The organism is Burkholderia sp. PAMC 28687, assembly GCF_001577465.1.
In the GTDB taxonomy this organism is placed as follows: Bacteria; Pseudomonadota; Gammaproteobacteria; order Burkholderiales; family Burkholderiaceae; genus Caballeronia.
In genome coordinates this window covers 2,860,297-2,884,656 of sequence record NZ_CP014505.1, presented here as the reverse complement: position 1 = coordinate 2,884,656, position 24,360 = coordinate 2,860,297, and the positions used below count along the sequence as shown (strand labels likewise).

At 57.3% G+C, this 24,360-nt stretch carries 16 protein-coding genes, 2 tRNA genes and 3 rRNA genes; 10 read left to right on the top strand and 11 right to left on the bottom strand.

The genetic code is table 11. The features are described from left to right. Nucleotides 1-28 precede the first annotated feature (28 nt). The 5 genes from AX768_RS13350 to rpe form a co-directional block, all read right to left on the bottom strand. Complete coding sequence (locus AX768_RS13350; RefSeq protein ID WP_062000356.1) at nucleotides 29-388, bottom strand: hypothetical protein; 360 nt, start codon at nucleotides 386-388, stop codon at nucleotides 29-31. 226 nt (nucleotides 389-614) lie between these two features. Then, nucleotides 615-1,895 (bottom strand): tyrosine-type recombinase/integrase, encoded by a 1,281-nt coding sequence (locus AX768_RS13345; RefSeq protein ID WP_062000355.1) that lies wholly within the window; start codon nucleotides 1,893-1,895, stop codon nucleotides 615-617. A 204-nt stretch (nucleotides 1,896-2,099) separates the two neighbouring features. Next, nucleotides 2,100-3,596, bottom strand: coding sequence for an anthranilate synthase component I (trpE, locus tag AX768_RS13340; RefSeq protein WP_062000989.1), 1,497 nt, complete (start codon nucleotides 3,594-3,596; stop codon nucleotides 2,100-2,102). A gap of 410 nt (nucleotides 3,597-4,006) precedes the next feature. Next, nucleotides 4,007-4,756: a phosphoglycolate phosphatase gene (locus tag AX768_RS13335; protein WP_062000354.1), complete on the bottom strand. Its 750-nt coding sequence runs from the start codon at nucleotides 4,754-4,756 to the stop codon at nucleotides 4,007-4,009. Further along, a complete protein-coding gene (rpe, locus tag AX768_RS13330) occupies nucleotides 4,753-5,448 on the bottom strand; it encodes a ribulose-phosphate 3-epimerase (RefSeq protein ID WP_062000353.1) in 696 nt (231 codons plus the stop codon). The genes AX768_RS13335 and rpe overlap by 4 nt, the downstream gene beginning before the upstream one ends. A 292-nt stretch (nucleotides 5,449-5,740) precedes the next feature. Between rpe and apaG the strand changes: the two genes are divergently transcribed. Continuing rightward, a complete protein-coding gene (gene apaG, locus AX768_RS13325; protein WP_062000352.1) occupies nucleotides 5,741-6,115 on the top strand; it encodes a Co2+/Mg2+ efflux protein ApaG in 375 nt (124 codons plus the stop codon). Between the two features lie 17 nt (nucleotides 6,116-6,132). Here apaG and AX768_RS34105 read toward each other — a convergent pair whose 3' ends face one another. Continuing rightward, complete coding sequence (locus AX768_RS34105) at nucleotides 6,133-6,255, bottom strand: hypothetical protein (protein ID WP_255581283.1); 123 nt, start codon at nucleotides 6,253-6,255, stop codon at nucleotides 6,133-6,135. On the opposite strand from AX768_RS34105, the gene mltA reads away from it, so the two are divergent. Then, nucleotides 6,254-7,420 (top strand): murein transglycosylase A, encoded by a 1,167-nt coding sequence (gene mltA, locus AX768_RS13320; RefSeq protein WP_062000351.1) that lies wholly within the window; start codon nucleotides 6,254-6,256, stop codon nucleotides 7,418-7,420. The genes AX768_RS34105 and mltA overlap by 2 nt on opposite strands. Nucleotides 7,421-7,500: 80 nt before the next feature. Here mltA and paaK read toward each other — a convergent pair whose 3' ends face one another. From paaK to paaN, 4 genes are all read right to left on the bottom strand, one after another. Further along, a complete protein-coding gene (gene paaK / locus AX768_RS13315; RefSeq protein ID WP_062000988.1) occupies nucleotides 7,501-8,805 on the bottom strand; it encodes a phenylacetate--CoA ligase PaaK in 1,305 nt (434 codons plus the stop codon). A gap of 86 nt (nucleotides 8,806-8,891) precedes the next feature. Next, nucleotides 8,892-9,323 carry a hydroxyphenylacetyl-CoA thioesterase PaaI gene (gene paaI / locus AX768_RS13310; protein WP_062000350.1) on the bottom strand — a complete coding sequence of 144 codons (432 nt, stop codon included), beginning with the start codon at nucleotides 9,321-9,323 and terminating at the stop codon, nucleotides 8,892-8,894. 33 nt (nucleotides 9,324-9,356) lie between these two features. After that, entirely contained in the window at nucleotides 9,357-10,154 is a 798-nt protein-coding gene (gene paaG, locus AX768_RS13305; protein WP_062000349.1) for a 2-(1,2-epoxy-1,2-dihydrophenyl)acetyl-CoA isomerase PaaG, read from the bottom strand. Nucleotides 10,155-10,272: 118 nt separating this feature from the next. Continuing rightward, nucleotides 10,273-11,982 carry a phenylacetic acid degradation protein PaaN gene (gene paaN / locus AX768_RS13300; protein WP_062000348.1) on the bottom strand — a complete coding sequence of 570 codons (1,710 nt, stop codon included), beginning with the start codon at nucleotides 11,980-11,982 and terminating at the stop codon, nucleotides 10,273-10,275. 131 nt (nucleotides 11,983-12,113) lie between these two features. Between paaN and AX768_RS13295 the strand changes: the two genes are divergently transcribed. From AX768_RS13295 to rrf, 6 genes are all read left to right on the top strand, one after another. Next, nucleotides 12,114-12,890 (top strand): enoyl-CoA hydratase, encoded by a 777-nt coding sequence (locus AX768_RS13295; RefSeq protein ID WP_062000347.1) that lies wholly within the window; start codon nucleotides 12,114-12,116, stop codon nucleotides 12,888-12,890. A gap of 511 nt (nucleotides 12,891-13,401) precedes the next feature. Further along, a 16S ribosomal RNA gene (locus tag AX768_RS13290) occupies nucleotides 13,402-14,932 on the top strand. A gap of 69 nt (nucleotides 14,933-15,001) precedes the next feature. Then, nucleotides 15,002-15,078: transfer RNA gene (locus tag AX768_RS13285), tRNA-Ile, on the top strand. Between the two features lie 65 nt (nucleotides 15,079-15,143). Next, nucleotides 15,144-15,219, top strand: a tRNA-Ala gene (locus tag AX768_RS13280). A gap of 352 nt (nucleotides 15,220-15,571) precedes the next feature. Beyond that, nucleotides 15,572-18,454: ribosomal RNA gene (locus AX768_RS13275) — 23S ribosomal RNA — on the top strand. Between the two features lie 252 nt (nucleotides 18,455-18,706). Beyond that, a 5S ribosomal RNA gene (rrf, locus tag AX768_RS13270) occupies nucleotides 18,707-18,819 on the top strand. The 16S, 23S and 5S rRNA genes sit together here with 2 tRNA genes alongside, the layout of an rRNA operon. A 169-nt stretch (nucleotides 18,820-18,988) precedes the next feature. Here the strand turns inward: rrf and AX768_RS13265 are convergent. After that, nucleotides 18,989-20,182, bottom strand: coding sequence for a M20 aminoacylase family protein (locus tag AX768_RS13265; RefSeq protein WP_062000346.1), 1,194 nt, complete (start codon nucleotides 20,180-20,182; stop codon nucleotides 18,989-18,991). A 165-nt stretch (nucleotides 20,183-20,347) separates the two neighbouring features. On the opposite strand from AX768_RS13265, the gene AX768_RS13260 reads away from it, so the two are divergent. Both AX768_RS13260 and AX768_RS13255 read left to right on the top strand, forming a co-directional pair. Then, complete coding sequence (locus AX768_RS13260; RefSeq protein ID WP_062000345.1) at nucleotides 20,348-22,429, top strand: molybdopterin-containing oxidoreductase family protein; 2,082 nt, start codon at nucleotides 20,348-20,350, stop codon at nucleotides 22,427-22,429. A gap of 154 nt (nucleotides 22,430-22,583) precedes the next feature. Then, nucleotides 22,584-24,257, top strand: coding sequence for a long-chain fatty acid--CoA ligase (locus AX768_RS13255; protein ID WP_062000344.1), 1,674 nt, complete (start codon nucleotides 22,584-22,586; stop codon nucleotides 24,255-24,257). Nucleotides 24,258-24,360: the final 103 nt, after the last annotated feature.

Sequence of the window (24,360 nt, the reverse complement as noted above, 5' to 3'; positions counted from 1 at the left end):
TCCACGCTATGTACGATTGGAGCCGAGATTAGTTAGGGCACTGTGCGTTCTGAATAACTGTCGCGGCGTCCGCTATACCGTTCAGGTTCTTCACGGTTGATTTAGCATTCGTTGCTATCCGCGCAAACGCGGGCGCGTCTATTTCCCATACCCTAGCGAGAATATCGGCTGTGGCGGCAAGCTCTCTAATCTCTTTAGCGTAATCAACCAGCGTTTTAGCCGCCTTAAACTTATCCGTTTTCAGTCGTTCGGTTAGAACTGAGGCTTGACTGTTGTCTATGGAGTGAACCCAGGACGGCACGACTGCGTACCCTTTGGGTGTGTTTTCAAGTGTTTCGGTATCTATCTTCGAAAGCTCCGTACACAAATTTCCGTTGGCATCCCACATTTTTTGCTCCGCATGCTAATGGCGGACGCACAAGCGCCGCCGGTTAAAGTGAAAACCGGCGTCAAAACAATGCTCAGGGAAATTTGAGCGCCGGAGTGCATAGGTGATCCATTGCGGACCTATTGACACCCTTTGCCGAATGAACCCGGCTCGCACTCCTTGCTGTATGGTGTTTTACTACCCGACCAGATTAACGCTTGACACAACGAAAGTAAACAAAATGTTCTCAGGCCGTTGCGTTTTCGCCGATGTCGGTTTTAAGACCGGTTACGAACTCGGACCAGCGCGCCATTAATTCAATACGTTCCGGCAAATACACGGCTTTGTTGTACGCGGCTTTGACGGCGTTCTTTTCATGATGCGCTAGTTGTGCCTCGATCACGTCCGGCTTGAAACCGCGTTCGTGCAACAGCGTGCTGGCCGTTCCGCGAAAGCCGTGTGCGCTGAAACCGATTGTTTCCGCGCCGTTGAAGCCCATGTTTTCAAGCGCACGGTTGACTGTCGTCGCGGACATGCACGCCTCGGACCGCCGAGTGTTTCGGAACAAGTAGTCAGGGCCTTCCTTCGCCTTTCCGGTGATCGACCGTAGCTCAATCAACAAGACGATGGCTTGATCGCTAAGCGGCACGATGTGGTCGCCGAACCCTTTCTTTTTCATGCGTACGGCGGGGACAGTCCAGCGGCGGGCGTCAAAGTCAAATTCAGGCCATTGCGCTTGCCGGAGTTCGCCGGTACGGCAAAAGAACAAGGCAAGCAATTCGATCATGATCCGCGTCGCACGGTTGCCGCCGTACGTGTCTACGCGGTCAAGCAAATTTTTGAACTGGGCTTCGCTAAGCGCCAGATTGTTTTTGACGGGCGCGCGCTTGATGATTTTCGACGCCTTCACACCGGCAATCGGGTTTGCCTTGCAGCGCCCGTCGATCATCGCGTGACTGAACACCGCCGATATCCACATGCGCAACAGCACGGCGATGGTCGGGCTACCCGTTTGCTTGCGTTCCGCGCCGGTCGCCTTCGTGCGTGACGCCACGCTTTTCAACAGGGCAACGATTTCCGGGGTTTCGATTGCGCCGATAGGGCGGGGGCCTAGTTCGCCGTCGCGCACGTAGCGGCCCATGAAATTTTGGACTTGCTGTAGGTAGTAGGGCGACCACGTAGCGCGGTTTTCATCGATCCATTCCTGACAGATCGGCCAGAACACTTTCGATTTTTCTTTCGCTACGGCGGCGATTGCCTCGGCCTTGACCGCGCCGGGGTGCTGCCCGGCTTCTACAAGCTTTGCCGCCGCCGCGCGTGCCGCACGGGCCGCGACAATTGTCACTTCGGGGAAGCGGCCTATTGTGTACGTGCAGTCCTTGCCGTCGAGGCGGTAGGACCATTTCCACGTCTTCGAACCCGCTGTGCTCACAAGCACGAACAGGCGGTCAAGGTCGCTCAGCTTGTACGGGCGGTCTTTCGGCTTCGCGGCGTTGATCGCCGATTGGGTCAGGGCTTTTGCGGTCATTCAGGGACCTCCGGTGAATGCTAGTTGTGAACCAGCATACCCGGAATTTAGCCCCCGTTTAGCCCCAATTTTTTAAATGCAACGAAATGCAAAAAAATGATTACGCCGATAAGTCGTTGATTTTTAACATTTAGTAAATGCATCAAAATGCCGAAAAATGCACTTCGTACTTATCGATCATCAGCAGCATGGTCTTTCTCCGGATCAGAAGTCGCTATCGAGGCCGTCTTGCACTTGCTCGGCGGCGCGCAAAACTGCACGCGCCTTGTTCTCCGTCTCCTGCCATTCGGACTCGGGCACCGAATCCGCGACCACGCCGGCGGCGGCCTGCACATACAAATTGCCCTTGTGAATCAGGCCCGTGCGAATCGCGATGGCGAGATCCATCTCGCCCGTGAACGACAAATACCCGCAAGCGCCGCCGTACAGGCCGCGCTTCACTGGCTCCAGTTCATCGATGATTTCCATCGCCCGCACTTTCGGTGCGCCCGAAAGCGTGCCGGCCGGGAAGGTCGCGCGCAGCACGTCGAAGTTCGTCGTGCCGGGTTTCAGCTTGCCTTCCACCGAACTCACGATGTGCTGAACGTGCGAATACTTTTCGATCGCCAGTTTGTCCGTCACGACCACCGAACCCGTTTGCGCAATCCGGCCGACATCGTTTCGCGCCAGATCGATCAACATCACGTGTTCGGCGACTTCCTTTGGATCGTTGAGCAATTCGGTGGCGAGTTCGGCGTCGCGCTCGGGCGTGTTGCCGCGCGGCCGTGTGCCGGCGAGCGGACGAATGGTGACGATACGTTCGTCGCCACGCTTTTCCTGGCGCACCAGGATTTCCGGCGATGCCCCGACCACATGAAATTCACCGCCGAAGTTGTAGTAATACATGTACGGCGACGGATTCAGCGACCGCAACGCGCGATACAGCGAAAGCGGATTATCGCGAAACGGCTTCACGAGGCGCTGGCCGACCTGAACCTGCATCAACTCGCCCGCCGCGATGTATTCCTTGGCCTTGCGCACGGCGTTCAGGTAGTCCTCTTTCGCAAACTCCCGATACGTCTCCGTACGCACGCTCGCCGACGTCACCGGCGGCTGCACGGTCGTACGCAAACGCGCACGCAGTTCGCGCAGGCGCTGCCTGGCTTTCGTGTAAGCCTCCGGCACGGTCGGATCGGCGTAGACAATCAGATAGAGCTTGCCGGCGAGGTTGTCGATGACCGCCATTTCCTCGGTCAGCAGCAACTGGATATCGGGCAGGCCGAGATCGTCGCGCGGCGCCGAGTGCGCCAGCTTTTTCTCGATATAACGCACGGCGTCGTAGCCGAAGTACCCTGCCAGACCACCGCCAAAGCGCGGCAATCCCGGGCGTTGCGCAATCTTGAACCGCTTCTGGAATGTTTCGATGAACGTCAGCGGATCAACTTCGCTCGTTTCGATTACCTGACCATCCTTCACCACTTCCGACACGCCGTTCTGCACGCGAATCATCGTGCGTGCCGGCAAGCCAATAAACGAATAACGGCCAAAGCGCTCGCCGCCGACCACGGATTCCAGCAGGAAGGAGTTGGCGCCATTGCGCTCGGTCTGAGCGAGTTTGAGATAAAGCGAAAGCGGCGTTTCGAGGTCGGCGAGCGCCTCGGCGATCAGCGGAATGCGGTTAAAGCCTTCATTCGCCAGCGATTGGAATTCGAGTTCGGTCATGTTCTGATCCTTTGCGTGTCGCTTGTTGGGTTTTGCGACATCGAGCACATACTGGGCGCTGCGGAAAATTCACCGCGCGGCGCTTAACCCGCTTGGGTTTGTGCGTCGGCCGGGGCTTCACGCACTGCATGTCCGATTATCAGGGCTCGGGCCGTTCACGGGAACCGTGTGGACTCGAGACACTCACGACACAATCGGGCGCAGCGAATGATGCGCATCAAGCCGGGCATCAAAGATAAGGCAAGTCAGCGGGATCGGCGCGCGGAGTGCGCAGCGAAACAAAAAACGGTGCTGAAGACGAGCTTCAGCGGACCTCAGGCGAGGTTAGCGCGACCAGCGACGCCAGGGCCAGGCTCCCCGGTCGATGCTGCTCAGACTCCGTTTTTTGTTCAGAAACATGAGGGATTAAGCTAGTCAGTCAATGTTGTCGCGCCGGGTGCTTCGGGCGCGGCCATGGTTGCTGCGATTGCCTGTGCGGCAGCCAGCAGGGAAGAAACTATACCATCGGATTTCACGAGGTGCACGGGTTTGCCGTGGTTGTAGCCGTAAGGCACCGTCAGCGTCGCCATTCCGGCCGCTCGGCCCGCCAGCGCATCGTTCTCCGAGTCGCCGATGGCAACCGCTTCCCGCGGCAAAACGTCCAGGCGTTCGCAGGCGATCAGCATGGGCGCCGGATCGGGCTTTTTCTGCGGGACCGAGTCGCCACCGAGTACGACCTTGAAGTATTCCGCGAGGCCGAACTTCGTCAGCAATTCGACCGCGAACCGGTGCGGCTTGTTCGTTACGCACGCGAGCGGCAAGCCGAGATCCCGCAACGCCTTCAGCCCTTCGGCGACTTCGGGATAAAGCGTTGCGCTCTGTCCGTTGATGCGCGCGTACTCGATCTGATAGATCGCGAGGGCATCTTCGAATTTCGTGGATGCCTCGAGCGCCGAAAACCGCACGGCCAGAATGCTGCGGATCAGATTCTCCGAGCCTTTTCCTATATAGCCGATCACCTCGTCGCGATCAGTCGCTTTCGCGCCGATGCGCGCGAGCATGCCGTTCAGCGCCGCGGTGAAATCGTCTGCCGTATCGACCATGGTGCCGTCCAGGTCGATGATCGCCGCTCGCAACGTCTTGTTCGTGAATGCCGGAAGCTCGGCGCTGAGTTCGCTCATCTTGAATCCCCGGTGTTCACTTTGGCCAGTTCCTCGCGCATCTTGCCGATGATCTCGGCGTAGTTGTGATGCCCGAAAATCGCCGACCCCGCCACGAATGTGTCCGCGCCTGCTTCCGCGATTTCACGAATGTTCTCGATCTTCACGCCGCCGTCTACTTCCAGATGAATCTCGCGTCCCGTCCGCTCGTTGTATTCATCGATACGCCGGCGCGCTTCGCGCAGCTTATTGAGCGCTTCCGGAATGAACGACTGGCCGCCGAAACCCGGGTTCACCGACATGATCAGCACGAGATCGACCTTGTCCATCACGTGATCCAGGTGATTCAGCGATGTCGCCGGGTTGAACACCAGGCCAGCCTTGCAGCCGTGATCGCGAATCAGTGAAAGCGTCCGGTCGATATGATCCGAACCTTCCGGGTGAAAGCTGATCACATTCGCACCGGCTTCCGCGAAGTCAGGCACGATACGGTCCACCGGACGCACCATCAAATGCACGTCGATAGGCACGGTCGTATGCGGCCGCAGCGCCTTGCAGACCATGGGGCCGATTGTCAGGTTCGGAACGTAATGGTTGTCCATGACGTCGAAATGGATCCAGTCCGCGCCGGCGGCGACGACATTGCGAACCTCTTCGCCGAGAATGGCGAAGTCGGCGGACAAGATACTGGGGGACAAGCGGAATTGCGTCATGACGTCTGCCGGTTGCAAGCGGGAAACACATTTTACCGCGACACGCCGTTTTTGACCGTCGGCCGAACGGCTAACGCGCGGGGCCGGCTGCGGGCGCTTTTCCCGTCGTCGCAGGATTCCGGCAACGTTTCAGGCGCATGACAAAGCCGTCGCAAGCCACCGCAGTTGGTTGCGGGTACCGGCTGCATCAAGCAGAATGCGTCACCTGATGTTCACGCAAATTCGCGTAATCGTGCCGCTGTTCGCCCTGCCGGGCGTCGCTGCGCGCAGCATATTTTGAATTGGAAAAGCGATGAGCCAGTATGAATTCAGCGTAGCGGTCCAGACGCAATACCTTCCCGAACAGTCGGAACCGGATGCTCACCAGTTTGCGTTCGCGTACACGCTGACCATTCGAAACACCGGTCAGGTTGCCGCGCAACTGATCTCGCGACACTGGATCATCACGGATAGCGACAACGTGGTCCAGGAAGTGAAAGGGCTTGGCGTGGTTGGCAACCAGCCCTTGTTGCCGCCGGGCGAGAAGTTCGAGTACACGAGTTGGGCCGTGATCGCAACGCCGGTCGGCACCATGCGCGGATCGTATTTCTGTGTGGCCGAAGACGGCGAGCGTTTCGAGGCGCCCATTGCCGAGTTCGCGCTGCACATGCCGCGCACGCTGCACTGAGCATGCGTTGGGTCCTGCTAACGCCTGTTTTTCTTTTTGCCCGACGCCGTCCACGCGACGATAAAAATCAGCAGAAGCAGCGCCACGAGTGACTCGAGCGCAAAAACAAGCATTGGATATTCGTCGAATAGATCTGACATGGCGGTTCTCATCAAGAACGAACATTGTAAGCGTTTCACCTCTTCGCTCGCCGGATTGGCGGCTTGGGCGGCTTCCCTGACCACGGCCGTATTACTGGCATCGTGTGGCGGCGGTGGCGCCATCAAATCCGGCTATCAAGCTCCGCCGAGTGGCGCACCGATCGTCACGGGACAGCGCGCGGCTACCCGGCTGACCGCCGTGAGCTGGCAGCAGGTCCCCGGCTGGCAGGACGATTCACTGCTTGGCGCAACTGCCGCCATGCGTCAGAACTGCAGCCGGCTCGCACAGCAGCCGACCTGGCGGCGCGCGTGCGCGGCGGCGCAACGGCTCGACGACCTTGACATGAACGCGGCTCGTGAATTTTTCGAGGCCTACTTCACGCCGTTCCAGTTGGCCAACACCGACGGCACGCTGGACGGACTCGTGACCGGCTATTACGAGCCGTTGCTGCGCGGCTCGCGCACCCGGCACGGAGCGTACCAATATGCGTTGTATCGATGGCCGTATCGGTTCAAGACCGGCACGACATTACCGTCGCGCGCTCAGCTTGAAAGTTCAGGCGCGCTGAATGGCAACGAACTGGTTTGGGTCGATGATCCTATCGAAGCGTTTTTCCTTCAGGTCCAGGGTTCGGGGCAAGTCGTGATGGAAGACGGCACGACCATGCGCGTTGGCTTCGGCGGGACCAACAACCAGCCGTATAAATCGATCGGCCGCGAACTGCTGGACCGGCGCGAATTGACGCCCGCACAGGCCACGATGCAAGGCATCAAGGCTTGGGCGAAAGCGAATCCGGCGCGTGTGGATGCCTTGCTCGACGTGAATCCGCGTTTTGTGTTTTTCCGCGAAATGCCGGCGGCTTCGACTCTCGCCGCAGGCGTAGGGACGGGGCCCGTCGGCGCATTGGGTGTTCCATTGACGCCGGAGCGTTCCATTGCCGTCGATCCCTCGGCAATCCCGCTTGGAACGCCGGTTTTCCTGCAGACCACGCGCCCTCTGAGCAATTCGCCGATGAACCGCCTAGTGTTTGCGCAAGACACGGGAAGCGCAATCAAAGGCGGTGTACGCGCGGACTATTTTTGGGGATTGGGCGATGACGCAGGCGATCTCGCCGGCCGGATGAAGCAGGGCGGGCGCATGTGGCTCTTGCTGCCGAATTCGTAGGGATCTCTTGCAATACTCTCTTGTAAGACTCTGGCAGCCGTTCCGTTCGGACCGGCTGCTTTTCAGCGCAACGCCGGACGTCAGATTGCTGCCTTGCGGCGATCGATTACGCGCCGCGCCTTTCCAACAGAACGCTCGATCCCGTTCACTCCCAGCAACTCGATCACCGCGCTGACCCCAATCAACGCCTTGATATCGTATGCAAGGGCGGCCTTCGCCTGCTGCAGCACGGCGACATCCGGCGCTGTCTCAGGGCACGGTTCGACATTGAGCGTGAGCACATCGAGCGGTCCTTCCTTGGTCAGCACGATCTGGTAGTGCGGCGCCAGCGCATGCTGCTTGAGCAGCAACTCCTCGATCTGCGTCGGGAAAACATTTACGCCTCGCACGATCATCATGTCGTCCGAGCGCCCGGTGATTTTTTCCATGCGCCGCATGGTTCGGGCGCTGCCGGGCAAGAGCCGGGTGAGATCGCGCGTCCGGTAGCGGATGATCGGCAACGCTTCCTTTGTCAGCGACGTGAACACAAGTTCACCCAGCTCGCCATCGGGCAGCACTTCGCCAGTGTTGGGGTCGATGATTTCCGGATAGAAATGATCCTCCCAGATCGTCGGGCCATCTTTTGTTTCCACGCATTCCGACGCCACGCCCGGTCCCATGACTTCCGAGAGTCCATAGATATCCACGGCGTCGATACCCATGCGCTTCTCGATGGCCGCGCGCATATCGTTGGTCCACGGCTCGGCGCCGAAGATCCCGATCCTCAGCGAACAGTCGGCTGGGTGAACGCCCTGGCGTTCGAGTTCATCGGCAATGGACAGCATGTAGCTGGGCGTCACCATGATGATGTCCGGGCGAAAATCCTGGATGAGCTGCACTTGCTTTTCGGTCTGGCCGCCGCCGAACGGAATCACGGTCAAGCCAGCCCGTTCCGCGCCGTAATGAGCGCCGAGGCCGCCCGTGAAGAGACCGTATCCGTAACTGATATGAACCTTGTCGCCACGACGCGCGCCAGCCGCACGAATGGAGCGCGCGACAAGGTTCGCCCATGTATCAATGTCTTTTGCCGTGTAGCCTACAACTGTCGGCTTTCCGGTGGTCCCCGACGATGCATGAATACGCGAGACCTGATCGTGCGGCACCGCGAACATTCCGTACGGGTAATTATCGCGAAGATCCTTTTTTGTAGTGAACGGGAAGCGCGCGATATCGGCGAGACTTTTAATGTCACCTGGATGCACGCCCGCTTCATCGAACTTGCGCCGGTACACAGGCGAATTCTCATATGCGTGCGCGATCGACCACTTGAGGCGTTCAAGCTGCAACGCGGTGAGTTCGTCGCGACTGGCCGTTTCTATAGGGTCCAGTGGAAGCGGGGCGGTCATCAAATGTCTCCTTCCAAATATCTGTTGGCGGCCCGAATCAAATTTGCTCGGACGCTATGGTTTTTCAGCGCATCGTGTGAAACAGGTCAGGACCCGGTAGCAACCAGATTGCCCTTGATCTGGGAGGACTTGCCGCGAAACATGGCGACCGTTTCTTCATCACGGTTCGTCACGCGGATGTCGTAGATACCCGTTCTACCGGTGAGCGATTGTTCCGTTGCCTCAGCAGTCAGACGATCGCCGCCTTTGACGGCACGCAAGAATTCGATTGAACAGCCGGCCGCGACCGTGTTGATGTTGTACGAGTTGCAAGCGAACGCGAACGTTGAGTCGGCCAGCGTGAAGATGAGACCGCCATGACAAATCCCGTGGCCGTTGAGAAAGTCGTCGCGCACGTTCATTTGCATTCGCGCATAGCCTGGCCGTACTTCCTTCAGTTCCAGGCCGAGCGCACGGCTGCACGCGTCTGCTTCGTACATGGTTTGCGCGGTTGCTTCGGCGAGTTTCTGAGGGTTCATTGCTGCCGTCTCCAAAAGCGATGTGTTTGATTGTCAAAGGCCTTCGAATCGCGGCGCACGCTTTTCCTTGAACGCAGCGACGCCTTCCGCATAGTCGTGCGAGTCGCCGAGTTCGTGCTGAACGTCGCGTTCAAGATCGAGTTGCTGATCGAGTGTATTGGTCGCTGCTGCGCGGATCGAGTGTTTGATCGCCGCGATGGCCTTCGCCGGTTGCTGCGCGAGGTGCGCTGCAAGTGTGAGCGCCGTGCCCTGCAATTCGACATCGTCGACTACCTTCCACGCCAGCCCCCACGCTTCGGCTTGTTCCGCACTCAATTTGTCGCCAGTCAGTGCAAGGCCCATGGCGCGCGCCTCGCCCACTCGCCTCGGCAATAGCCAGGTGCCGCCGGAGTCCGGAACCAGGCCAATCTTTACGAAAGCCTGGATGAAGCTCGCGGAACGAGCGGCCACGATCAGGTCGCAAGCCATCGCCAGGTTGGCGCCCGCGCCTGCAGCGATTCCGTTCACAGCCGCAATTACTGGCAGACGTGACGCCTGCAACCGACGCACCAGCGGGTTGAAATACTGATCAATCAGGGCGCCCAGATTGGTCATGGCTCCGGGTGTGAAGTCGAGGTCGGCCAGGTCCTGACCGGCACAAAACCCGCGGCCCGAGCCCGTGATGACGAGCGCACGGGCGTGACTGCCTTCGATCTCGTCCAGCGCTGCACGCAACTCCTCGTGCATTGTCCGCGTGAAGCTGTTCAGCTTCTCAGGGCGATTCAATGTCAGCGTGGCCACGTGCGTGGTTTTGTCGACGTTCAAAACAATCGAGCTGCTCTGATCAGACATGAAGTCTCCTTTGGCTAATGAGCGCAAACACCCATGCCTTCGATACTAATCGCGCCCGGCTACAGTTGCTATTCGGCTGAACGGCCTAGGACTCGCCGCGATTTCCTGGGGCGGTCGCCTATGCCGTTTGGCTGACTACCGGCGGCGCGCTCTTTGGCGCAACATGGACTCTGCTTTGAACGACCCGGAAGCGATTGGCGACAAACGCGGCGTCCGACAGCGCTGCGTTCGCGGCAGGATTGGCGCCTGTGCCGTGGAAGTCCGAATATGCGGCCGTCTGATTCACAAAGACGCCGCTGGTCAGATTGATCGACAGCGCGACGCCGCCACGGATGGCAGCTTCATAGGTTGCTTCCACAACTGCGTCGTCCGTGCTGTACACGGAGAAGGTCAACGCGCCGTGCTCGGCTGCAATCGATCCGGCCAGCTCGAGCGATTGGGCCGTCGAATCCGTGGCGATGACAAACGAAATTGGACCAAACCACTCGCGCGTGAAGTTCGCGGCATCAGCGTTCACGTCGAGCTTCAACATCAGGGGAGAGCGCACTTGAGCATCGGGAAAAACTGGATGAGCAAGCGATTGGCTATCCGTCAGCACTTCACCCAATTGCCGGGCTTCGGCGATACGACCCATCACGCCGTCGTTTTGTATCGCACCGGTCAATTCGACGGCGCGGGCCGGATCGGCAATCAGCTTTTCTACCGCCGCTGCGAGCGTCTTCGCAACGTCGTCGAAGCTCATTTGGCCTTCGCTCGTGCGAATGCCGTCGCGGGGAACATAGATGTTCTGTGGCGCCGTGCACATCTGGCCCGAGTAAAGCGCCAGCGAGAACGCAATATTGCTGGCGACGGCTTTGATGTTGTCAACGGAATCGATCACGATCTGATTCACACCCGCCTTCTCGGTGTAGACCTGAGCCTGATGCGCGTTACGTTCGAGCCAGTTGCCGTTCTGCGTGCTGCCGGTAAAGTCGATGATCTTGATTTCCGGGCGCAGCGCAAGATTTTGTACGAGGGGACCGTCGTTCCCTTCGGTAGCCAGCAGAGTGACCACATTCGGGTCGAATCCGGCTTCACGCAAAACTTCACGCGCAATGCGCACGGTGATGGCAAGCGGCAAGATCGCACCCGGATGCGGCTTGACGATGACAGTGTTACCCGTAGCCAGATCAGCGAACATGCCGGGATAACCGTTCCAGGTCGGGAAGGTGCAGCACCCGAGCACGAGCCCCGTGCCGCGCGGTACGACGGTGAATTGCTTGTGCATGGCGAGCGGCGGGTTCTTTCCTTGCGGCTTTTCCCAATAAGCTTCGTCAGGAATTTGGCGGAGCTGATTCCACGCATAAGCCACCGCTTCCAACGCGCGGTCCTGCGCGTGCGGGCCACCCGCTTGAAACGCCATCATGAATGCCTGTCCGGTCGTGTGCATCACGCTGTAACCGATCTCGAAACTGGCTTTGTTGATCCGCGACAGAATCTCGAGGCTTACGCCGGCCCAAGCTTCAGGCCCGGCGGCGCGCCACTGGCGTTGCGCCAAGCCGGAGGCTTTGAGCAGCGCGTCCACGTCCGCTTTAGGATAACGAGCGCCGAGCGCGAATCCGAAAGGCGACCGCTCGTTCCCCACTGTCTCGCCGGTCGAGGGCTGATCCAGTTCGAACGCGCGGTTCAGGTGCGCTTTGAAGGCCGCCTCCCCATCCGGATTTGCTGTTTCACCGTACACTTTGGGACTCGGCATTTCGGGAAACGGACTCCAGTAGCCGCGCGTTGCAATAGCGGCAAGCGCTTGAGTAAGCGTCGCTTCGTGCTTCGTGAAGAGCGGATGGGTCATGGCGGCAAAAGGATTTGGTTGTAATGAGGGTCGCTCGAAAATTAATTAACCGACCGGTTGGTATGCGAATGTTAGCATTATCGAGACGCGTGCGCGAAGCGATTTCGCGCGAGTTCATATAGGAGGAGTGAATGTCTTACGAGAATCTGTTGACCGAAGTGCGCGGGCGTGTCGGCTTGATCACACTGAACCGGCCCAAAGCGCTCAACGCGCTCAACGACGCGCTGATGGATGAACTCGGCACTGTCCTTAAACAATACGATGCCGACGAAAACATCGGCGCCATCGTGCTGACCGGCAGCGAGAAGGCGTTCGCAGCGGGGGCGGACATCGGCATGATGGCCAACTACACGTATATGGATACGTTCAAGGGCGACTACATCACGCGTAACTGGGAAACGGTGCGCACCATTCGCAAGCCGATCATTGCGGCTGTTGCCGGATTCGCCCTCGGTGGCGGCTGCGAATTGGCGATGATGTGCGACATCATCATCGCCGCCGATACCGCCAAGTTCGGCCAGCCCGAAATCAAGCTCGGCGTTATCCCCGGCGCCGGCGGTACGCAGCGGCTGCCGCGCGCTGTATCGAAGGCGAAGGCAATGGACATGTGTCTGACTGCACGAATGATGGATGCCGACGAAGCCGAGCGGGCAGGGTTGGTGTCGCGCGTCGTTCCGGCAGCGAACCTGCTGGATGACGCCATGCAGGCTGCAGCGACAATCGCGAGCTTCTCCTTGCCTGCAGTAATGATGGCGAAGGAGTCAGTCAACCGCGCATACGAATCAACGCTGGCGGAGGGGGTTCATTTCGAGCGCCGCATGTTCCATTCGCTGTTTGCGACCGAGGATCAGAAGGAAGGGATGGCGGCTTTTGTAGAGAAGCGGAAACCTGATTTTAAGCATCGATAAAATTCTTTTCCCGAACCCCTTGCGCAGTGTTGAAACGGGCACTAGAATTCCGTTCCTTCGCTTCACAACGAGGCGAAGGGAAGTGAGAAAGTGCAGGTGCAGTGGCGCGCAAGAGGAAGCCGCAGAGCCAAGCAGGACGGGCCTTGCAGCAAATTCGGAAGTCACGGGTTGAGTAAAAAACCTGTTGACGAAAAGCGAAACGTTCTACATAATCTCGTTTCTGTGCTGCAAACGCAGCGACGCGAAAGCGGTGGTGTTCTGAGGGATGGGATGCTGCGGTTTTGGTGAATGTTCTTTAAAAACTAACAGCCGATAAGTGTGGGCGCTTGGTGTTTTGCTTTAGAGCGTGGTGGTGTCTTTCGGGGCGCTGCCGTGAAGCGAAAGTATCAAGTCTCACACTAGTATTAAGGTAGGTTTTGAGCGTCTTTTCAGAGATGGAAAGATGGGAGGAACTTGTCAGTACGTTGAGTGAGCGACCTATTCGGAAGAATAGAAAACAGTAACAGGCATTGAACTGAAGAGTTTGATCCTGGCTCAGATTGAACGCTGGCGGCATGCCTTACACATGCAAGTCGAACGGCAGCACGGGGGCAACCCTGGTGGCGAGTGGCGAACGGGTGAGTAATACATCGGAACGTGTCCTGTAGTGGGGGATAGCCCGGCGAAAGCCGGATTAATACCGCATACGATCTACGGAAGAAAGCGGGGGATCGCAAGACCTCGCGCTATAGGGGCGGCCGATGGCAGATTAGCTAGTTGGTGGGGTAAAGGCCTACCAAGGCGACGATCTGTAGCTGGTCTGAGAGGACGACCAGCCACACTGGGACTGAGACACGGCCCAGACTCCTACGGGAGGCAGCAGTGGGGAATTTTGGACAATGGGGGAAACCCTGATCCAGCAATGCCGCGTGTGTGAAGAAGGCCTTCGGGTTGTAAAGCACTTTTGTCCGGAAAGAAAACCTTTGCACTAATACTGTGAGGGGATGACGGTACCGGAAGAATAAGCACCGGCTAACTACGTGCCAGCAGCCGCGGTAATACGTAGGGTGCGAGCGTTAATCGGAATTACTGGGCGTAAAGCGTGCGCAGGCGGTTCGTTAAGACAGATGTGAAATCCCCGGGCTTAACCTGGGAACTGCATTTGTGACTGGCGAGCTAGAGTATGGCAGAGGGGGGTAGAATTCCACGTGTAGCAGTGAAATGCGTAGAGATGTGGAGGAATACCGATGGCGAAGGCAGCCCCCTGGGCCAATACTGACGCTCATGCACGAAAGCGTGGGGAGCAAACAGGATTAGATACCCTGGTAGTCCACGCCCTAAACGATGTCAACTAGTTGTTGGGTCTTCATTGACTTAGTAACGTAGCTAACGCGTGAAGTTGACCGCCTGGGGAGTACGGTCGCAAGATTAAAACTCAAAGGAATTGACGGGGACCCGCACAAGCGGTGGATGATGTGGATTAATTCGATGCAACGCGAAAAACCTTACCTACCCTTGACATGGTCGGAACCTGGCTGAAAGGCTGGGGTGCTCGAAAGAGAACCGATACACAGGTGCTGCATGGCTGTCGTCAGCTCGTGTCGTGAGATGTTGGGTTAAGTCCCGCAACGAGCGCAACCCTTGTCCTTAGTTGCTACGCAAGAGCACTCTAAGGAGACTGCCGGTGACAAACCGGAGGAAGGTGGGGATGACGTCAAGTCCTCATGGCCCTTATGGGTAGGGCTTCACACGTCATACAATGGTCGGAACAGAGGGCTGCCAACCCGTGAGGGGGAGCTAATCCCAGAAAACCGATCGTAGTCCGGATCGTAGTCTGCAACTCGACTACGTGAAGCTGGAATCGCTAGTAATCGCGGATCAGCATGCCGCGGTGAATACGTTCCCGGGTCTTGTACACACCGCCCGTCACACCATGGGAGTGGGTTTTACCAGAAGTGGCTAGTCTAACCGCAAGGAGGACGGTCACCACGGTAGGATTCATGACTGGGGTGAAGTCGTAACAAGGTAGCCGTATCGGAAGGTGCGGCTGGATCACCTCCTTTCTCGAGCTCAACGCTTCTGAACGAAGCACTAAAGTGCTCACGCTTATCGGCTGTAAGAAGACAGGCTAAGGGTCTGTAGCTCAGTTGGTTAGAGCACCGTCTTGATAAGGCGGGGGTCGTTGGTTCGAATCCAACCAGACCCACCATTTACTCTTGAACGTTTGAAAGAACGAACGAAGATAAATGCAGACCCTCAAGCATCAAGGTATTTGGGGGATTAGCTCAGCTGGGAGAGCACCTGCTTTGCAAGCAGGGGGTCGTCGGTTCGATCCCGTCATCCTCCACCAATCATCAATGCCAAGCACGTTTAGACCGAGCCATGCCGGTCGAGCGTGATTTGCATTGGCGATTGAGCCAGTCAGTAAAATCATGTGGAGCATAGCGCTTCAGGTGATGCTGTCGTTCTTTAACAATCTGGAAGAAGTAGTAAAGAGATTCACGAAAGCATACTTAGAGATGGGTGTGTGAGTAGGTGAATCAGGGTTGTGATTGTATCAATGTATGAAAAAGTGATCGAGAGATTGCTTTGGAATACGGCGCAACACGAATACTCAACCTATAGCGGTGTGAAAGAGGTTTGCCTCGAAGCTGAACTTCGGTTCGGAGTCGGGAGGAGTCTCGGAGACGCACTCGTTATAGGGTCAAGCGAACAAGTGCATGTGGTGGATGCCTTGGCGATCACAGGCGATGAAGGACGCGGTAGCCTGCGAAAAGCTACGGGGAGCTGGCAAACGAGCTTTGATCCGTAGATGTCCGAATGGGGAAACCCGGCCCTTCTGGGTCATCCGTAACTGAATACATAGGTTACGTGAAGCGAACGCGGTGAACTGAAACATCTAAGTAACCGCAGGAAAAGAAATCAACCGAGATTCCCAAAGTAGTGGCGAGCGAAATGGGATCAGCCTGTACTCTTTAGCACGACCGTTAGCCGAACACTCTGGAAAGTGTGGCCATAGCAGGTGATAGCCCTGTAGGCGAAAGCGGATGTGTGGAACTAGGTGTACGACAAGTAGGGCGGGACACGTGAAATCCTGTCTGAAGATGGGGGGACCATCCTCCAAGGCTAAATACTCGTGATCGACCGATAGTGAACCAGTACCGTGAGGGAAAGGCGAAAAGAACCCCGGGAGGGGAGTGAAATAGATCCTGAAACCGCATGCATACAAACAGTCGGAGCCTCTGCGAAGGGGTGACGGCGTACCTTTTGTATAATGGGTCAGCGACTTACGTTCAGTAGCAAGCTTAACTGATTAAGGCAGGCGTAGCGAAAGCGAGTCCGAATAGGGCGTTCAGTTGCTGGGCGTAGACCCGAAACCAAGTGATCTATCCATGGCCAGGTTGAAGGTGCGGTAACACGTACTGGAGGACCGAACCCACTAATGTTGAAAAATTAGGGGATGAGCTGTGGATAGGGGTGAAAGGCTAAACAAACTTGGAAATAGCTGGTTCTCTCCGAAAACTATTTAGGTAGTGCCTCGTGTATCACCTTCGGGGGTAGAGCACTGTCATGGTTGTGGGGTCCATTGCGGATTACTACGCCATAGCAAACTCCGAATACCGAAGAGTGCAATCACGGGAGACAGACATCGGGTGCTAACGTCCGGTGTCAAGAGGGAAACAACCCAGACCGCCAGCTAAGGTCCCCAAATATTGCTAAGTGGGAAACGAAGTGGGAAGGCTAAAACAGTCAGGAGGTTGGCTTAGAAGCAGCCACCCTTTAAAGAAAGCGTAATAGCTCACTGATCGAGTCGTCCTGCGCGGAAGATGTAACGGGGCTAAGCAATATACCGAAGCTGCGGATGCGAGATTTATCTCGCATGGTAGGAGAGCGTTCCGTAAGCCTGTGAAGGTGCATTGAAAAGTGTGCTGGAGGTATCGGAAGTGCGAATGCTGACATGAGTAGCGATAAAGGGGGTGAAAAGCCCCCTCGCCGTAAGCCCAAGGTTTCCTACGCAACGTTCATCGGCGTAGGGTGAGTCGGCCCCTAAGGCGAGGCAGAAATGCGTAGCTGATGGGAAGCAGGTTAATATTCCTGCACCATTGTTAAATGCGATGGGGGGACGGATCGCGGAAGGTTGTCCGGGTGTTGGAAGTCCCGGTCCTTGTATTGGAGAAGGCGCTTAGGCAAATCCGGGCGCGGAATTCAAGGGTACGAGGCCATTCACTTAGGTGAAGAAGCAATCGGAAGTGGTTCCAAGAAAAGCCTCTAAGCTTCAGTTTAACAAGACCGTACCGCAAACCGACACAGGTGGGCGAGATGAGTATTCTAAGGCGCTTGAGAGAACTCGGGAGAAGGAACTCGGCAAATTGGTACCGTAACTTCGGGATAAGGTACGCCCCTGTAGCTTGATGCGCCTGCGCGCAAAGGGTGAAGGGGTTGCAATAAACTGGTGGCTGCGACTGTTTAATAAAAACACAGCACTCTGCAAACACGAAAGTGGACGTATAGGGTGTGACGCCTGCCCGGTGCCGGAAGATTAAATGATGGGGTGCAAGCTCTTGATTGAAGTCCCGGTAAACGGCGGCCGTAACTATAACGGTCCTAAGGTAGCGAAATTCCTTGTCGGGTAAGTTCCGACCTGCACGAATGGCGTAACGATGGCCACACTGTCTCCTCCCGAGACTCAGCGAAGTTGAAGTGTTTGTGATGATGCAATCTCCCCGCGGCTAGACGGAAAGACCCCATGAACCTTTACTGTAGCTTTGCATTGGACTTTGAACCGATCTGTGTAGGATAGGTGGGAGGCTATGAAACCGGAACGCTAGTTTCGGTGGAGCCGTCCTTGAAATACCACCCTGGTTTGTTTGAGGTTCTAACCTTGGCCCGTGATCCGGGTCGGGGACAGTGCATGGTAGGCAGTTTGACTGGGGCGGTCTCCTCCCAAAGTGTAACGGAGGAGTACGAAGGTACGCTAGGTACGGTCGGAAATCGTGCTGATAGTGCAATGGCATAAGCGTGCTTAACTGCGAGACCGACAAGTCGAGCAGGTGCGAAAGCAGGTCATAGTGATCCGGTGGTTCTGTATGGAAGGGCCATCGCTCAACGGATAAAAGGTACTCTGGGGATAACAGGCTGATACCGCCCAAGAGTTCATATCGACGGCGGTGTTTGGCACCTCGATGTCGGCTCATCTCATCCTGGGGCTGTAGCCGGTCCCAAGGGTATGGCTGTTCGCCATTTAAAGAGGTACGTGAGCTGGGTTTAAAACGTCGTGAGACAGTTTGGTCCCTATCTGCCGTGGGCGTTGGATATTTGAAGGGGGCTGCTCCTAGTACGAGAGGACCGGAGTGGACGAACCTCTGGTGTACCGGTTGTCACGCCAGTGGCATCGCCGGGTAGCTATGTTCGGAAGAGATAACCGCTGAAAGCATCTAAGCGGGAAACTCGCCTTGAGATGAGATATCCCTGGAGCTTCGAGCTCCTTGAAGGGTCGTTCTAGACCAGGACGTTGATAGGTCAGGTGTGGAAGTGCAGTAATGCATTAAGCTAACTGATACTAATTGCCCGTAAGGCTTGATCCTATAACCAGTGTGTGTCGGCAGCCATGAGTGCTTAAGCACGTATGGATGCCCCATCCCGCGCCATGCGCGGGGTCTTAAGTACACGCATCGGTTGAGATCAGTGTTGTGCCTGATATAAGTAGTAGCAAACACAACCCCAAGCTTCACCCGTAATAACGAGGCGTGCGCGATTAACTCCCCACATGCACTCGACTACTTCTTCCCCAGATTGGTTCAGTCGCACCGCATAAGCGACTGAACACCCCCTCAATGCCTGATGACCATAGCGAGTTGGTACCACCCCTTCCCATCCCGAACAGGACCGTGAAACGACTCCACGCCAATGATAGTGCGGATACCCGTGTGAAAGTAGGTAATCGTCAGGCTCCTCATCCTCTGCATCTCATCGCAGTCGCTAAAACCCCACCCCATCAAGGTGGGGTTTTTGCGTTTACAACGCAAATTGATCGGACCACCCGAACCCACTACATCCGTTAATGGAAGGATTGCAGTGCAAGACGCATCGCAATCCTTCCCTCGGATATGAAACACCCATCAACGAGCCGATAAAAACCTGTCAGCGAGCTTCACAAAATAGGTTGAACCGACTGACAACAAGTCGTCGTTGAAATCGTAGCTCGCGTTGTGAAGCATGCAAGGGCCCGCACCGTGTCCCGATTCGCGATGCTCGCCTTCGCCATTTCCCAAAAACGCATAACAGCCAGGCTTTGCGAGCAGCATGAACGAAAAGTCTTCGGCGCCCATCGTCGGTTCCACCGATGCATTCACGTTCTGCTTACCCACGATTTCTTCCATCACCGATACCGCGAACCGCGCCTGCTCAGCATCATTGATCGTCGGCGGATAATTTCGATAGAACTCCAACACGCCTTCGCACTCATAAGCGGCCGCGGTCGATTCCACAATCGTCTTCATTCGTCGTTCGATCAAATCGAGTGTTTCGACCGTGAATGTTCTTACCGTGCCACCTAGCCATGCATCATCGGGGACGACATTGACTGCATCGCCCGCGTGGATCTGCGTGATCGACAAAACGGCCGTATCGATGGGCTTTTTGCTCCGCGTGATGATTCCCTGCAGTCCGTTGGCAATCTGCATTGCGGCGAAAATCGGGTCGCGGCCGTTATGCGGCAACGCTGCATGCGACCCGATCCCTTTGACGCTGATTCGAAACTCGTTGCTCGATGCCATCAATGGGCCTTCCGTCACGCCGAACGTGCCCGCCTTCATGCCCGGCCAGTTGTGAATGCCAAAGACGGCATCGACGGGAAACTGCTCGAACAAGCCATCGTGGATCATCGCTTTTGCGCCCGCGCCGCCTTCTTCGGCCGGTTGGAAGATGAACACGATGGTCCCATCGAACTTTCCATACTTGGCCAGATGTTGGGCCGCGCCGAGCAACATGGCCGTGTGGCCGTCGTGACCGCATGCGTGCATGCGTCCCGCATTTTGTGATTTGTGATCGAACGTGTTGAGTTCCGTGATCGGCAAGGCATCCATATCGGCACGAAGGCCAATGCTCCTCGAGCTCGAACCGCGCTTTAACACACCAACCACGCCGGTTTTCCCCATCCCGCGATGAACCTCGAGACCCCATCGTTCAAGATTTTCAGCAACGAGTTTCGCGGTTCCGACTTCTTCGTAACGTAGTTCCGGGTTTGCGTGGATCGTTCGTCGCAAAGCTTTGATTTCTTCGTGTGATGCTTCGATTTCTGGAATCAAATTCATGGAAAAAGCCCCTGTCTGAACAATTGATCGTGCGCACGGGTATCCGCGTCAGTGGTTCCATTCTACGCCCGCGATTATTTATCGATGTTCGAGACCGTCGGCTTTCGCCAACCGTAATAAAATTGTTTCATCTGGCGGATTTCGCCGGTTCTAAATGGATCCCCCATGAACGCTCCCGCCGAATTCGTCCGCGCCATCTGCCCGCACGATTGCCCCGATACATGCGCAATGCGCGTCACGGTGAAGGACGGCCGCGCGATCAAGATTTCGGGTGACCCGGATCATCCGCCGACGCAAGGCGTGCTGTGTACAAAGGTGACGCGATACGCGGAGCGCACGCATCACAAAGATCGTTTGCTGACGCCAATGCGCCGCGTCGGACGCAAAGGCGAAGGACATTTCGAAGCGATCGGCTGGGGCGAAGCGCTGACACTCGCTGCCGATCGGCTAGGTGAGATAGCCGCGCGTTCGCCCGAAGCGATCATGCCGTACAGCTACGCGGGCACGATGGGTCTCGTGCAGGGCGAAAGCATCGCGGCGCGTTTTTTCAATATGCTGGGTGCATCGCGGCTGGACCGGACGATTTGCGCCGCAGCCGGCGCCGCGGGCTTGCGCTACACGTATGGCGGAAGTCTCGGCATGCATACCGAGTACTTCGAGGAAAGCGAGTTGATCCTCATCTGGGGATCGAATCCGATTGCATCGAATCTGCATTTCTGGACGCGGGCGCAGGAGGCCAAGCGGCGCGGCGCGCGACTGATCGCGATCGATCCGTATCGTTCGCTCACGGCGGAGAAGTGTCATCAGCACATTGCGTTGAAGCCCGGCACGGACGGCGCGCTTGCGCTCGGTATGATCAATGTCCTGATCGGCGACGGGTTGATCGACCATGAATACATAAGCGCGCATACGCTCGGTTTCGATCAGCTCAAGGCTTGCGCGAACGACTATCCGCCCCCGCGTGTGGCGGAGATTTGCGGAATCGAAGCGCAAGTGGTGATCGATCTGGCGCGCGCTTTTGGATCGACGAAAAAAGCATCCATACGTCTCAACTACGGCATGCAGCGCGTGCGCGGCGGCGGCAATGCGGTTCGCGCAATTGCATGTTTGCCATCGCTTACCGGCGCGTGGCGCGAGCGGTCGGGCGGGTTGCTGCTTTCATCGTCGAATTGGGCGCCTGTTGACGTCAACGCCCTCGAACGGCCCGACTTGTTGCCGGGATGGCCGTCGAAATTGCCGCGCATCGTGAACATGAATGCCATCGGCGATGCACTTTTGCATCCCGGCGACGCTACGTTCGGCCCGAAGATCGAAGCGATGATTGTCTACAACTCTAATCCCGTAGCCGTCGCGCCGGATTCGGCGAAGGTCGCCACGGGTTTCGCGCGGGAAGATCTGTTCACGATCGTGCTCGAGCACTTCCAGACCGATACCGCGGATTACGCCGACCTCATTTTTCCCGCGACCACGCAGCTCGAACATCTCGATGCCCACAAGTCCTACGGTCACACACATGTGATGGCGAACTTGCCGGCGATCCCGCCAGTGGGCGAATCACGCGCGAACACGGAGATTTTCCGAGGCCTGGCAAAAGCGATGGGGCTGACGCATCCCGCGCTGTTCGAAACCGATGACGAAGTGGCATCGAAGGCATTCAGATGGGACGATCCCGCGCTTGCGGGCGTGAACTGGGAAACACTGAAATCAACCGGCTGGGCGCAGCTCAAGCTGCCGGACGCGCCGTTTGCGGAGGGCGGATTCCGCACGCCATCGGGAAAATGCGAGTTTTTCAGCGAGCGCCTCGAGCGCGCGGGACTGGAGCCGGTGCCCGACTATTTGCCGCCGTATGAATCGGCTGAATACGCGCCGGCGCTGGCTGCACGGTATCCGCTTTCGATGATCTCGCCGCCGGCCCGGAACTTCCTCAATAGCAGCTTCGTCAACGTCGAAAGCCTTCGGTCAACAGAAGGCGAGCCGCATGTCGATATTCATCCCGCCGACGCCCATGCCCGCCAGATTGCCAACGGCGAAATGGTGCGCATCTTTAACGATCGTGGATCGATGCAAGCGCGGGCTCGCATAACGGATCGCGCGCGTGAAGGCGTGGTGGTCGGATTGTCGATCTGGTGGAAGAAACTCGCACCCGATGGTTGCAATGCGAATCAGGTGACGAGCCAGGCGCTGACCGATCTCGGCGGTTCTGCGACATTTTATGACTGTCTCGTGGAGGTCGAGACCGTTTACTAATTCAGGCCGAAGCAAGGCGGCATAGGGGGAAGCACACGTCCGCCCGGTTTTGAAGCTGGCGTCTAACCCGGTTGTCGGAAAGTGATCCAGCCGCTACGATGCGCAAGAGACATTTTCGCACGACCATTCTAAAATCATACAAAGGAGACGCCGTATGGAAAAAATCTGGCTGAAGTCCTATCCGGCAGGCGTGCCCGAGGAAATCGATGCAACCCGCTACAACTCGCTTTCCGATCTGCTGCTGGAGAGCTTCCGCGAAAATCGCAGCAAGCGCGCGTTTGTCTGCATGGGCAAAGCCATCACGTATGGCGAACTTGACGCAGTCTCGACCCGGCTCGCCGCCTGGTTCCAGGCACGTGGCCTGAAACCAGGCGCGCGCATCGCGATCATGATGCCCAACGTGCTGCAATATCCCGTCGCGATCGCGGCGATCTTGCGGGCGGGGTATGTGGTAGTGAACGTGAATCCGCTTTACACGCCGCGCGAACTCGAACACCAGTTGCAGGATTCCGGCGCGCAGGCCATCGTCGTGCTCGAAAACTTCGCGCATACCGTGCAGTCGGTCGTCAAGAACACAGCGATCGAACACGTCGTGGTTGCCACGATGGGCGACCTGATGGGCGTGAAAGGCATGATTGTCAATTTCGTCGTGCGCAAGGTGAAGAAGCTCGTGCCCGCATGGAATCTTCCGGGCCACGTGAGCTTCAACACGGCGCTTCGGCAAGGCGCGAGCGAAACGCTCAAGCCCGTCAGCCAGGGACCGGACGACATCGCTTTCCTCCAGTACACGGGTGGCACGACCGGCGTGGCGAAGGGCGCAATGTTGCTGCATCGGAACTTGATTGCGAACGTCCTGCAGTCGGAAGTGTGGCTTGAACCCGGACGCAGGAACCGGCCTGATATCGACCAGTTCATCAGTGTCGTGGCGCTGCCGCTTTATCACATCTTTGCGCTGACGGTTTGTGGCTTCCTCACCATCAGGACCGGCGGCATGGGCATCCTGATTCCGAATCCACGCGATATCCCTGGCACGATCAAGGAGCTCAAAGGCTTCCCGATCAACACCTTCCCGGCCGTCAACACGCTCTACAACGCGTTGCTGAACAACCCGGAATTCGCGAAGCTGGATTTCTCGAAGCTGATTGCGGCGAATGGCGGCGGCATGGCGGTGCAGGAAGCCGTGGCGAAGCGCTGGTTCGAGATAACGGGGTCGCCGATTATCGAAGGGTATGGGTTGTCCGAGACATCGCCGTGCGTGACGTGCAATCCGGTGACCGCCACGGAATATACCGGGACGATCGGGTTGCCGTTTCCATCGACTGAAATCTCCATTCGCGATGACGACGACCGCGAAGTGCCGCTCGGCCAGCCGGGCGAGGTCTGCATTCGCGGACCGCAAGTGATGGCGGGCTACTGGAATCGTCCCGACGAAACCGCGAAAGTAATGACGCCCGACGGCTTCTTCAAATCCGGCGACGTCGGCGTGATGGACGAGCGCGGTTACGTGAAGATTGTCGACCGCAAGAAGGACATGATCCTGGTGTCAGGCTTCAACGTATATCCGAACGAGATCGAGGACGTGGTGGCCAAGCTTCCGGGCGTGTTCGAAGTGGCTGCCGTCGGCGTAAAGGACGCGGCATCAGGCGAAGCGGTGAAGCTGTTTGTCGTGCGGCGGGACCCGCACCTGACTGAAGCGGATGTCATTGCTTATTGCAAGGAGCGGCTGACCGGATACAAGCGGCCTCGGGTGATCGAATTCCGTACGGAATTGCCCAAGAGCAACGTTGGCAAAATTCTGCGCCGCGAGTTGCGCGACGGCAACGCCTGACGCTTCAAGCCAACGAAATCTCACGCAGCATCGAAAACCTTCGCATCGAAAGACGCGAAGGTTTTTTTACGCGCATAAGGCGCTCGCACGACTGCGCGAGACG